This is a genomic window from Novosphingobium fluoreni (genome assembly GCF_014196615.1).
GTDB lineage: Bacteria > Pseudomonadota > Alphaproteobacteria > Sphingomonadales > Sphingomonadaceae > Novosphingobium > Novosphingobium fluoreni.
In genome coordinates, this window is the sequence record NZ_JACIDY010000004.1 from 327,829 (window position 1) to 339,891 (window position 12,063).

The window sequence follows — 12,063 nt, forward strand, 5'->3', positions numbered from 1 at the left end:
CGATCTGCAGGACCCAGTTATTGCCAGCTACTACCATTCGCCAGACCGATGGCGTTCAGAAAGCAAGACGATTTGCCGATCAGACCTTAGCCTACCAGGTCAATTAGCTTGTTGGATTTAGCCATATGATGGGCTGCGATGTAGCCGAAAGTAAAGGCGCTGCTGATGCTTGCACCCGCGCCCGGATAGGTGCGCCCAAACGGAGAGGCCGCGACGTTTCCGGCGGCGTAAAGCCCCCTGATCACACTGCCATCGGGGCGCCTGACCCGAGCGAATTCGTCCGTCACGACGCCACCGGAGGTACCCACGTCGCCATGGTGCAAAGCGACTGCGTAGAACGGCGGCTCTGCGATCTCGCCAAGATTGGGGTTGGGGGAGACAGTCGGATCGCCGTGCGACCGGTCAAAGGCCCTGCCCCCACGGTTAAAATCCTGATCGACGCCGGATTGGGCGAAGCCATTGAACCGGGCAACTTCATCTTTCAGGCCGACAGGATTGATACCGCAGATCGCAGCCAGTTCTCCCAGGCTTCCGGCTTTCTTCATGTAGCCGGTTTCGATCCATTCCTTGGGGGTGACGCCCGGGGGAAGTGTTCCCCAAGGATAGCGCTTGCGATGCCGGCTATCCATGATGGCCCAGGCTGGAAGCCCCCTGCCCGTCTTCAGATGACGCTCAAAGATTTTTTCGCCGACTTCCTGATAAGAACCAGATTCATTGACCATCCGACGCCCGTCGCGGTCCACGATGATGCCGTGGGGAAACGATGTGTCGAGAATGTGCATGAAGGGATAGGGATATCCGTTCTGCTGTGCGCCCTTAGGCCATGATCCGTCCGGCGCGAACGACGTCATGCACCAAACCGCCGTATCCAAGCATTCGGTTGCAGCGCCAAGCGCCATCATCGCGCGCATCAACTCGCCCGTGTCGCCGGGATTGGCATTGGTCCACCCTGCATTGATCGGCTGGTGGCCATATCTCTTGCGCATATCGTCATTGCGCGAAAAACCACCGGCATTGACCAGCACGCCATCCCGGGCACGCACTTCAACAGGCTTGCCGCGATAAGTGGCTTTCACCCCTATGACGCGATTATCCGCGACGATCAGATCATCCACCGGAACATCGCGAAAGAAAGGAATGTCGTGCTCCACGGCCACCTTGACCATCTGTCCTTGGATCGCCGCGCCATTTGCCACAATGCGGCGGCCGAGCAACTTGTTCAGAACGGTCATCAGGGCAAACTTCACGGCCTTCCTCTTACCGGCCCAGTTGCGCTTGAGCAGGAAGAGCGTCGGCACTTCGTCCACCCCGAACGGCAAGGTCGTCATCATCGGATGCATCGCCAGCCATGGTTCATATTCGCCAAGCTGGTGCATATCGAAAGGCTCAGCCAACAGCGACCGCCCCTCAGGCACGCCGCCAGGGAGATCATCGTAATAGTCCGGCCAGGCATCGGTGGGCCGGCGGATGCGCACGCCCAGGGATTGAAGGAAAGCAACCATTCGAGGTGCGGATTTGAGGAAGGCACGGGTCCGTTCCTCGGTCACCGCAGGACCAGAATGATCGACGCAGTTCGCGAGATATTCGTGTGCCTTGTCGAAGCTGTCCTCGACACCCGCACCGGCCAGCAGCGGGTTATCCGGCACCCACCAAACACCACCCGAGAACGAGGTGGAGCCGCCGACAACCGATTGCTTTTCCAAGATTACAGGCCGCTTACCAAGCGACTTCGCCGCAAGGGCTGCACAAAAAGAAGCTCCGCCGGATCCCACGATCACCAGATCGTACTCGTCTTGAAGCTCCCAGTCCTTCAGGCGCATCTAAATTGTACTCCTCAACCCTCCCAGCCGTCGCGGCACGAAGCGCGCTATAAGTCTGGGTAATGCTCGTTCTATGGTCGAATGACGCACTATGATGGCTGGCGCCAACCGGCCCCAGCGCTTTTCAGGCAGTCTACAGGAGGGCGCCGCCCCCGCTATGTGTCTATCAAATCGCTGCCAGAGGCATATTCCGAAAGCTTCACACGCACGCCTGACCTAGAGCGGAAGTAGAGGATGCTATGCCTGTTGGCCCCTTCCCTATCAGGCGACCCTGGAGAGCAAAAATGACCATCGCCCCAAAGCTGCGGGATTTTGACGAGGCGAGCTTTAATCCCTTTATGAGCGATGAGCTCGCGTTTGGCGACAATGACGATCCCTATCCTCAGTTGGCCAAGCTGCGCGAGGAATCCGGCGGCGTTGTGGCGGCGGACTGGCGCACAACGATGGGGCTATTTCCGGACATCACCCAGCCGGCCGATGCGCAGCGCTTCATGGTTCTGAGCGCGGAAGCTGTTCAGAAAGTTCTGCAGACGCCTGAAATTTTCGGCAATGGCGCCTATGCCTTCAATCTGGGACGGGCGTTCGGTCGCTCGATTTCAACGATGGATGCGCCCGAGCATGGTCAGTTCCGGCGCATTTTCCAGAAGGTTTTCCTTCCACAATATGTGCGTGAGTGGGGCGGTACGATTGTCGATCCGGTCGTGGATGAGCTGATGCAGGACTTCCAGCACACCGGCAAGGCGGATCTGGTACAACAATTCACAGTTCATTATCCATTCCGCGTCGTATACCGCCAGCTTGGGCTGCCTCAGCAGGAAGGTACAATCTTCCATAAGCTAGCGATCGCCCAGACACTGATCGCCGTCGATACTGCACACGCCGAAGAGGCCTCCCGAAAGCTGGGTGAGTATTTCGGCGCGATGATAGATCTTAAGCGAAAGGAGCCCGGCGATGACCTGCTCAGCCTGCTGGTCCATACGCAGATCGATGGCGAATATTTGCCGGAAGAAGTGCTGATTTCATTTTTCCGCCAATTGATCAACGCCGCCGCCGATACGACCTATCGGGGGACCGGCGTGTTGTTGACGATGCTGCTCAAGAACCCCGATCAGCTCGAAATGCTGCGCAACGACCGTTCGCTCATTCCGAATGCGATCGAGGAAGCGCTGCGCTTCGATGGTCCCGTCCTGGTGATGGATCGTTTTGCTCGCGAGGACACCGAATTGTGCGGCGTGTCGATTCCGAAGGGTTCGGTGATCCAGGTCATTGGGGGCGCAGCGAACCGCGACCCCGCCCTGTTCGAAAATCCCGACAAGTTCGACATTACCCGCCGTAATGCCAAGCAGCACTTCAGTTTCGCGCAGGGCCCGCACATATGCGTCGGACAGCATCTGGCCCGTGTCGAAATGACCCGCGCGCTTACGGCCATTCTGGATCGGCTTCACAACCTGCGGCTTGATCCGGATATGCCAGAGCCGAAGCTGCGCGGCGCGACCCTGCGACGTTCCGAACATCTCTACGTCCGTTTCGATCCTGTCGCCAATCACTGAACAAAGACTTGTTTAACAAACGATAACAACGGGAGGGGGATCTGTTATGCCAGATACCTTTGATTACATCGTTGTCGGCGGCGGGTCTGCAGGCAGCGTGATGGCTGCGCGGCTATCCGAAAATACGTCGTCCCGCGTCCTATTGGTCGAAGAAGGTGGCGAGGGCGACAGTATGCTTGTCCGCATGCCGAAGGGCTTCGGCAAGTCGCTCATGGATGCAAACCTGACCTCATACCATCCAGCGCAATTCGATCGCGGCGATGGCAAGGGCACCGACATGTGGGTGCGTGGCAAAATGCTGGGCGGGTCCAGCGCTGTGAACGGCATGGTGTGGATCCGCGGCCAGCCGGCCGACTGGGACCAGATCGAAAGTCTCGGCAACCCCGGATGGTCCTGGAATGACATGTCGAGCTATTTCCGGCGCCTCGAAGATCATGCGTTGGGCGACAACGGCGTCCGGGGAGTGGGCGGCCCGATCAAGATTACCGACAACCCCAACAAGACGCCCTTGCATAAGGCATTTTTGCGCGCAGGCACGCAAATGGGCCTGCGTATAAAGGAAGACCAGAACGAACTGGACCAGGAAGGCATCGGCTACCTTCAATGGAACATCGACAGCAACGGCCGCCGGTGCAGCGCTGCGCGGGGCTTCCTGAAGCCTGCGAGGAGCCGGCCCAATCTCGCCGTCGAAACCGGCGTCCGGATCAACAGGGTGATCATGGATGGCAACCGCGCCGTCGGTGTCGAGGGGGAGCGAAATGGCGAAGCGGTCACATTCCACACCCATGGTGAAGTTATCCTGTGCGCCGGCGGCCTCGCCTCGCCCAAGATTCTTCAGCTGTCCGGGATCGGCAATTCGGACAGGCTGAGAAAGGCCGGCGTGCCTGTCGTCATCGACAGCCCGATGATCGGCTTCAACATGCGCGAGCATTGCCTCCTTCAACTCGGCTTTCGTATCCGGGACATGCGCTACAGCCTGAACCGCTCCTTCAGCGGGCCGCGGTTGGTCGGCAACGTGGTGCGCTGGGCATTGACGGGCTCAGGGCCGTTGGCGTGGGGATCGCACGAGATGGCTGCCTTCGTCCGCTCATCCCGTCAGAGCAATCGGGCGGACTCGCAAATCATGTTCACGCCTTTCTCGCTCGACCCCGCTTCACCAATAAAGTTCGAGGAAGAGCCAGGCGTCACAGTCTTTTCCTACCCACTGCGTCCCGACAGCCAGGGCCACATCTTGATTACGTCGAGTGACCCTTCGGCGCCGCCAGATATCGATATCAACTATCTCGATACCCAGCATGACCGGGATGTCAGCATTGCCTCGATCCGATACATTCGCGAGTTGATGGGGCAGCCGGCTCTACGCGACTTTGTGGTGGGTGAGACCGAACCCACAGTCAGTGCGCAGACCGATGAGGAAATTCTGGCGGCCTTCCGACGCTATGCCGTGCCCGGCTATCACGCATGCGGCACCGTCGCGATGGGCACCGGCTATCCGCTTGACGAGCGGCTGCGCGTTCGCGGTGCGCAGAACCTGCGCGTCGCTGACTGCTCGGTGTTCCCTGAAATGCTTTCAGGCAACACCAATGCACCGACGATGGCCTTGGCTTGGCGGGCCTCGGACCTGATCCGTCAGGATCGGCTCACCTGACTGCGCGCCGTATGACATGGAGAACCTTGTGATCGATCAGCATCTGACCACGCCAGAAATTCGCTTCGAGCGGAGGGAGAGGATCGCCATCATCACCCTCACCCGCGCTGAGCGCGGCAATGCCTTCACGGCGGAGATGGGTCATACCCTCAAGGCGATGTGGCACGAGGTGAAGCACAACCCGGACATCCGCGTTGCGGTCGTCACGGCCGAGGGCGACCGCCATTTCTGCACGGGTGCCGACGTCGCCAAATTGAGTGAAGGGCAGAGTGAACAGGGTCTGCAGAATGTCCCCCTGGAACAGGCGGTGACGCTGACATCGCTGCAGAACAAGGTGCTTAAGCCTGTGGTATGCGCGGTGAACGGACTCGTCGTCGGCGGCGGGCTTCATTTCGTGGTCGACAGTGACGTCATCGTCGCGTGCTCAACCGCCCGCTTCATCGACACCCATGTCAACGTAGGTCAGGTCGGCGCGATCGAAAATATCGGCTTGGCCAAGCGACTCCCTCTCGGCACGGCTCTGCGCATGACCCTACAGGGCAAGGGATTTCAGCTCTCTGCCGAACGGGCCTACCAGCTTGGCCTCGTCGATGAGCTGGTTCCCACGGCTGCCGACGTGCTATCGAAAGCGCTCGAGATCGCCGAAGATATGGCGCGCAATTCGCCGGTGGCGATGGCCCGCTCGAAGGAAGCCATCTGGCACTCGATGGAAACGGGATATCACCAGTCTCTGGAATATGGCTGGTCGCTGCTGCGGATGCAGTGGGCGCATCCGGATTCGATCGAAGGCCCTACGGCCTTCGTAGAGCGCCGTGATCCCGAATGGAATCCGGACCCGAGCGCACTGCGGTGAGCGTATAGGGCCAGCGGCCTTGCCCAGTCACTCCCGCTGCGATCTTCGGCAGGTGGATGACACGCCGGCCGTTCATCGGGCCGTGCCAATCCCCTTGTTCAAGTCGCAGCGGCAACCGCCAGGCCGCCATCGATTGCGATGGAAGCGCCGGTGACAAAGCTAGCACGATCCGAGGCGAGAAAGGCCACGACCTGCGCCACCTCTTTTGGATCAGCCCATCGGCGGAGCGGGACCGCACCCACCGCCAGCGCATAACGATCAGGGAAGTCCTTGCGATACTGCTCCGTCCCCCGGGTCAGGATCGGACCGAGCTGCAGCGAATTTGCCCGTATCCCGTCTTGGCCGCATTCGACAGCGGTCACAGCGGTGAACTGGCGGATCGCCGCCTTCGACGCTGCATAGGCGGAACTTCCCGCCTGAGCCCGTTCGGCCACGATGGACGACACGTTGATGATCGCGCCCCCACCCTGCTTTCGCATGAGGGGAAGTACGAACCGCGTTGATGTCCGCACCGCGCCCAGGTTCGTGTCGAACACCGCCTGCCAAGCTTCATCGGTCATTTCCCCGAGGCTCGAGAAATTGGCGATGCCAGCATTGTTCACCAATATGTCGATCCGGCCGTACCGGGCCGATATGGCATCGAGACAGGACGCGAACGCAGAACCATCCGCAACATCGATGGCATGACCGCTGATCCTGTCCCCAGCGCCCAAGGCGTCACATGCCTCCCTGATCAGGCCAGCATCGCGATCCAGCATGGCAACGACCGCTCCTTCCTCAAGAAGCGTCGAGCAAATGGCAAGGCCGATACCGCTTGCGCCACCGGTTACGATTGCAACGCGCCCGCCAAGACCGAGATCCATATTCAAAGCTCCTGCAGGATGCCGAGCGGAACGGCGATGCCGGTTCCGACTCCCGGCCTGTGTTTAGATGCGGGGCAGGACCTTGTGCCCACCTGACAGGCCGGCCTGAATGAAATCGAAGGCAAGCAGTCGATCTGGATAAAGCGTTTCCAGCTTCGCGGCCTCTTCCAGACGATCGACCTGCGCCTGGTCGAGCTGAACATCGAGCGCGGCGATCGTGTCAATCAGCTGTTCGGTGGTACGCGGCCCGATTACCGGCGCGGTCACAGCGGGGTTGCGCTTGGTCCAGGCGAGTGCAACCTGCGAAGAGCTGATGCCGATCTCGTCTGCGACCGCCTTGACCGCGTCGGCCACGCGCGTCACCTCCGGCGAGACGGCATTGGCAGCCGCCAGCATCGCGGACCGGCGCCCAGTTGCAACCGCACCGGTCGCATAGCCTCCAGCCAGGCGGCCACTGCTGAGCGGGGACCATGGCAGAACGCCCATTCCCAACGCCAGCGCTGCCGGCATAAGCTCACGTTCGACAGTCCGCTCCAGCAGGCTGTATTCGATCTGCAGGCTGGCAAAGCGGGTCCAGCCCTGCAGCTCTGCCATGGTCTGCAATCGAGCCACTCGCCATGCGGGGATATTGGACAGCCCGGTGTAAAGAACCTTGCCCTGGCGCACGAGATCATCGAAAGCGCGCAGGATTTCATCCTCGGGTGCTGTATCGTTCCAGGTGTGCAGGAACAGCAGGTCGATATAATCGGTTTGCATGCGCCGCAGACTTTGCTCTACCGACAGGACCATGCTTTTACGGCTATTGCCCGCTGCATTCACGTCGGCCGGAGCATTCAGCGAGTATTTGGTTGACACGACGATGTTGTCGCGGCGCCCCTGCATGAAGCGGCCGAGCATGGATTCCGACTTGCCCGCTGAGTAATATCCAGCCGTGTCGACGAAGTTGCCGCCCCCGTCGACGTAGGTATCGAACATCTCGCGACTGGCATCTTCGTCTGCACCCCACTCGGCCCCGAAATTCATCGTTCCAAGAGCAAGCGGCGAGACCCGCAGACCGGAGCGGCCCAAGTGACGATATTCATTAAGCGATGCCATGGCGCTCGTCTCCGGAACTATCTGCTTTTGAGGATTAAGTCTGTTGATCGCCACGGTGCGCGACTAGTCCCCTTGCCGGGACAGAGGGGTGGATGGCGACAATTTGCGCTTCCACCCGATCTCCTGATCAACGCCCCCTTGGCAGTCCCAGAACCCGCTCGCCGATGATATTGCGACGTATTTCCGAGGTCCCGCCCGCGATGGTATGGGCGAAGCTATTGTAATACTCGAACGCCACGCTCCACTTGCCGGGAAATGCTTCAAGACCCCGGTTCCCTGCCAACTCGAAAGCCATCCGCGCGACCTTCTTTTCCATTTCGGCATGATACACCGCAACGAGCGTCGCCTCGGCTCCAAGCGCGCCATTCCGATCCGACCGCGAAATGTTCATCAACGTCATTGCGCGCAAGGCATGCACCTCGGCACGCAGGTTCAAAAGCCGATCGGCAATGACCATGTCGCGTATCGCCCCGCTGGCCTTTGCCTGCTCGACCAGTTCCTCGAGCCGGCGCGCCAGTTCAACCTGGAACACGATGATCCCGGTACCGCGCTCAAATCCGAGTGTCGCCATCGCGACACTCCATCCGTCGTCAACGGTGCCTACCACATTCTTCAGCGGAATGCGGACGTTGTCGTAGAAGACCTGGTTGAATTCGTGATGCCCGGCCATGCTGCGAATGGGACGGACTTCGATACCCGGGAGGCTCATGTCACAGATCGCCCAGGTCAGCCCCTTGTGTCGGCCCGACGAAGGATCGGTGCGGACCAACAACTCCTGGAAATCCGCGACATGGCCATAGCTGGTCCAGATCTTGGACCCGTTGACCACCAGTTCGTCCCCTTCAATAACGGCTCGTGTAGAAATTCCCGCAAGGTCAGACCCGGCACCGGGCTCTGAAAAGCCCTGGCACCAGATCGACGCGCCGCTCAGGATGCGGGGCAAATGGAATTCCTGCTGTTCCGGAGTGCCGCGCGCCATGATCGTGGGGCCGGCGTGGGCAATCGCGACGAAGAAGTTGCCAATCTCGGGAGCCCCCGCGCGGGCATATTCTTCCAGCCAGATCATCTGTCGGCCAAGACTTTCGCCCCGCCCGCCAAATTCCTTTGGCCAAGCGATGCCTGACCAACCACCAAGATACTGTTGGTTGACCCATTGCCGGTCGAACTGCGCTGCGGCCTCCCCCTCGGTCGGCCTGCGCTCCTTGGGAACGTTATCGGCGAGCCAGGCGCGCACTTCCTCACGGAACTGCTTTTCGTCGTTGGTAACTTCGATTTTCATACCGCGAGCAAAGCCTCCGCCTGCCAGGACGACGCGCCGTCCAGCATGGACAACAAGTTGGCGCGCTTGAGATAAAGGTGCGCATGGCATTCGTCCGTGGTGCCCATGGCGCCATGGATCTGGATGTTGTCCTGCGCACTTGAGACCGCGGCCCGCCGGGCGATGCGTACGGCGGCGGCCAGTTCGACCGTCGCCTTGGCCGGATCGTTCGCCATCATCAGCGCTGCATAGCTTGCCTGCGCGCCGGCCGCCTCGGCGCGAACGGCCAAGTCGGCGCACTGGTGCTTGATCGCCTGAAACGCACCGATCGGCTGGCCGAACTGTTCGCGCAGCTTGGCCTGTTCGACAGCGACGTCGCGAACCGCCTCGGCTACGCCGGCAAACTGGGCCGCCAGCATCAGCCGGAAAGACGCGCCCTTCTCGCTGGTAGCGAGCAAATCAGACAGCCCAGCCGCGTGGAGCGTCGTACGCTCATCGATCGAGACGAGCGGGGTTCGCCCATCGGCGATACGGTGAAGGGCGAGCCCGCCGTCATCAACCCGCAGGGCAAGGTCGGCGCCATCCCCGTCCACCAGATAAGCGGAGCGATCGTCCCGCCCTAGGGCAAAGGCAACCCGGTCGTGCCCGTCCGCCAGCCGTGCTGCGAGGTCGCCCTGCCCTGCTTCGTCCAGCAGATCGATAGCAACGAGGGTCGCCATCAAGGCAGGCGATGCCAGATAACGCCCGCATTCGCGCAGAAGCAGCATCAGTTCGACCGCTCCCAGCCCAGCGCCGCCAACCGCTTCGGGCCGGGCCAGGCCCAGCCAGCCCAACGGCACGATCTGCGCCCACAGATCAGGCGCCTTGCCTGACCCCACCGGGCTTTCCGCCGCAAGCAGATCCTGAAAGGAATCGAGGAGCGCTTGCTGGTCCTCGTCCGGAATGAGGTCGATCAATTGCCGTTCCCTTTTGCGCCAAGCCTGTCAGTTGCCCGCTCGCTGTCGCGGTCGGCACGCGGATGCTATCGCGCCTTGGATCGCCTTCGTCACTGTCCCGATGGATGGTACTGGTATTGATCTTGCCAATGACAGCCCTTCGCACCGTGCGTTGTCTTGCCGATGCAAAAAGTGCCAAGACGGTGGAACAGGCACACCAGGAGCGGATGAAAATGGCAGTGGATCGAGCCCAGATCGATGCAGATCGCGCCGTCCTGCGCAAACGCTGGATCGACGAGGGCTTCTTTACGGGGGAAACTCTGTCCCAGGCTATCGACGCGGCTGTTGTCCGCAAGCCCAACACCCGGGACCATTTCTACAGCGAGCACGGCTACCAGACCGCCACCATCGCCGAGATCAATGCGCAGGCCTGGAAGCTCGCTCGCGCCCTGGCCCGTGCGGGAATTCGCAAAGGCGATGTAATCGCCGTGCAGATGCCGATGGTGCCGGAAGTGGTGCCAGTGCAGCTGGCTATCGCGCATCTCGGCGCAGTCGCCCTGCCGATTGTCCACACTTACGGCCCTGCCGACCTGACCACGATCCTGACGGCTGGTCGCGTCCGCATGCTCATCATCCCCGACGCATGGCGCGGCATCGATTTTGCAGAGCGTCTGGCCGCCGCGACCCTGCCGCAATCGCTCGACACCGTGCTGGTCATCGGCAACGGAGGGGCGTTCACGCCGCGGACCCTGCGCTACGGCGACCTTCTGGCCTCCGACGACGATGGCAAGGATGATAGCCTGATTTCCACGGGCGACCCGCAGGACGACAGCCTCATTCTCTTTTCCTCGGGCACCACTGGCGTGCCCAAGGGCATTCGTCATTCGAATGAATCGATCCTGGCCGAATACACCGTTCCGTTCCTGGCAAACGATGGCCCATATTTCACCATGATGCCTCCGGGGCATATCGCCGCGCTAGTGGTGATTTTCCACTCCATCCTCAAGGGTGTGGAAATGGTCACGGCCGATCGCTGGGACGCCGCGCTCGCTGCGGAAGTCTGCGAGCGCCACCGCGTGACCCAGACGGGCGGCGTGCCGCTGATGCTGATCGGCCTGCTGGAAGCGGCAAGGCAGGATAGCCGCGATCTCTCCTCAATTGTCAGCTACAGGATGAGCGGCACGGCGGTGACACCGCACCATATTCGCATGGCGAGCGATGCGGGCTTTCTGGCCGGACGCTTCTATGGTCTGAGCGAGCATCCAACGGTCAGCGTCGTCAATGACAACGGGTCCTTCGCCCAGCGGTCGACCACCGACGGCGTTCCGAGCGAAGGAACAGAGATCCGCATCGTCGACGACAACGGCAACGATGTCCCGATCGGAACCGACGGCGAGATCGCGACGCGAGGCCCCGAACTGTTCATCGGCTACACCGATCCGTCACTCGAACTGACAAGCTTCCTGCCGGGAGGGTGGTTCCTCACCGGCGATATCGGCCATCTTGATGAGGATGGTGCGATCACGATCACCGATCGCAAAAAGGACATCATCATCCGCGGCGGCGAGAACATCTCGCCGAAGGAAATCGAAGACTTGTTGCTCGACCATTCCGCGATCCGCGAGGTGGCAGTCGTCGCTTATCCCGACGAACGTCTCGGCGAGCGCGCATGTGCCGTCATCGTACTTGAAGCCGGGCAGACGCTCACACTCGCCGAGGTCATCGCGCACCTGTCCGCCAAGGACACCGCAAAACTCAAGTGGCCCGAACGCCTCGAGTGCGTCGAGGCCATGCCGCTGACCGCCAATGGCAAGGTGCGTAAGGACGTTCTGCGCGCCAGGCTGAGGGCCGAGACCGCTCCCGCCTGATTTCACGGGGCAGGCGGTGGGTGGATGGAACGGATCTCCCTCTCCCCACCGACGCGGCTTCAGGCGGCGTCTTTTTCCCGGCTAGAGCAGTTTCCGTTCATTCCGGTTCATAGCCGCATGATTTGAAGTAGTTGGCGCATTCGGCGGGCTGGAAGATGTCGACGAGCTTTCCG

At 61.0% G+C, this 12,063-nt stretch carries 9 protein-coding genes; 4 read left to right on the forward strand and 5 right to left on the reverse strand.

The window, feature by feature from the left end:
- Window positions 1-86: 86 nt before the first annotated feature.
- Window positions 87-1,820 (reverse strand): FAD-binding protein, encoded by a 1,734-nt coding sequence (locus tag GGR39_RS10630; protein ID WP_183617094.1) that lies wholly within the window; start codon window positions 1,818-1,820, stop codon window positions 87-89.
- A gap of 284 nt (window positions 1,821-2,104) precedes the next feature.
- Between GGR39_RS10630 and GGR39_RS10635 the strand changes: the two genes are divergently transcribed.
- The 3 genes from GGR39_RS10635 to GGR39_RS10645 are packed head-to-tail and all read left to right on the forward strand — an operon-like array spanning window position 2,105 to window position 5,871.
- The gene (locus GGR39_RS10635) at window positions 2,105-3,370 is read left to right on the forward strand and encodes a cytochrome P450 (RefSeq protein WP_183617095.1); all 1,266 of its coding nucleotides are present in this window, start codon (window positions 2,105-2,107) and stop codon (window positions 3,368-3,370) included.
- Window positions 3,371-3,416: 46 nt separating this feature from the next.
- Window positions 3,417-5,018 (forward strand): GMC family oxidoreductase, encoded by a 1,602-nt coding sequence (locus GGR39_RS10640; RefSeq protein ID WP_183617096.1) that lies wholly within the window; start codon window positions 3,417-3,419, stop codon window positions 5,016-5,018.
- Between the two features lie 28 nt (window positions 5,019-5,046).
- On the forward strand, window positions 5,047-5,871 hold the full coding sequence (locus GGR39_RS10645) for an enoyl-CoA hydratase/isomerase family protein (protein WP_221226084.1): 825 nt from the start codon (window positions 5,047-5,049) through the stop codon (window positions 5,869-5,871).
- 98 nt (window positions 5,872-5,969) lie between these two features.
- Here the strand turns inward: GGR39_RS10645 and GGR39_RS10650 are convergent, their stop codons facing one another.
- The 4 genes from GGR39_RS10650 to GGR39_RS10665 form a co-directional block, all read right to left on the reverse strand.
- Entirely contained in the window at window positions 5,970-6,734 is a 765-nt protein-coding gene (locus GGR39_RS10650) for an SDR family NAD(P)-dependent oxidoreductase (protein WP_183617098.1), read from the reverse strand.
- A gap of 63 nt (window positions 6,735-6,797) precedes the next feature.
- Window positions 6,798-7,883, reverse strand: coding sequence for an aldo/keto reductase (locus GGR39_RS10655; RefSeq protein ID WP_343055857.1), 1,086 nt, complete (start codon window positions 7,881-7,883; stop codon window positions 6,798-6,800).
- A gap of 73 nt (window positions 7,884-7,956) precedes the next feature.
- Window positions 7,957-9,108, reverse strand: a complete 1,152-nt coding sequence (locus GGR39_RS10660) for an acyl-CoA dehydrogenase family protein (RefSeq protein ID WP_183617099.1) — start codon at window positions 9,106-9,108, stop codon at window positions 7,957-7,959.
- The gene (locus tag GGR39_RS10665; RefSeq protein WP_183617100.1) at window positions 9,105-10,043 is read right to left on the reverse strand and encodes an acyl-CoA dehydrogenase family protein; all 939 of its coding nucleotides are present in this window, start codon (window positions 10,041-10,043) and stop codon (window positions 9,105-9,107) included. The genes GGR39_RS10660 and GGR39_RS10665 overlap by 4 nt, the downstream gene beginning before the upstream one ends.
- A 128-nt stretch (window positions 10,044-10,171) precedes the next feature.
- On the opposite strand from GGR39_RS10665, the gene GGR39_RS10670 reads away from it, so the two are divergent.
- On the forward strand, window positions 10,172-11,890 hold the full coding sequence (locus GGR39_RS10670; RefSeq protein WP_221226085.1) for an AMP-binding protein: 1,719 nt from the start codon (window positions 10,172-10,174) through the stop codon (window positions 11,888-11,890).
- Window positions 11,891-12,063: the final 173 nt, after the last annotated feature.

Excerpts from the sequence above, each read along its gene's own strand:
- GGR39_RS10630 (WP_183617094.1), bottom strand. The coding sequence starts at position 1,820 with ATGCGCCTGAAGGACTGGGAGCTTCAAGACGAGTACGATCTGGTGATC.
- GGR39_RS10635 (WP_183617095.1), top strand. The coding sequence starts at position 2,105 with ATGACCATCGCCCCAAAGCTGCGGGATTTTGACGAGGCGAGCTTTAAT.
- GGR39_RS10640 (WP_183617096.1), top strand. The coding sequence starts at position 3,417 with ATGCCAGATACCTTTGATTACATCGTTGTCGGCGGCGGGTCTGCAGGC.
- GGR39_RS10650 (WP_183617098.1), bottom strand. The coding sequence starts at position 6,734 with ATGGATCTCGGTCTTGGCGGGCGCGTTGCAATCGTAACCGGTGGCGCA.
- GGR39_RS10660 (WP_183617099.1), bottom strand. The coding sequence starts at position 9,108 with ATGAAAATCGAAGTTACCAACGACGAAAAGCAGTTCCGTGAGGAAGTG.
- GGR39_RS10670 (WP_221226085.1), top strand. The coding sequence starts at position 10,172 with ATGACAGCCCTTCGCACCGTGCGTTGTCTTGCCGATGCAAAAAGTGCC.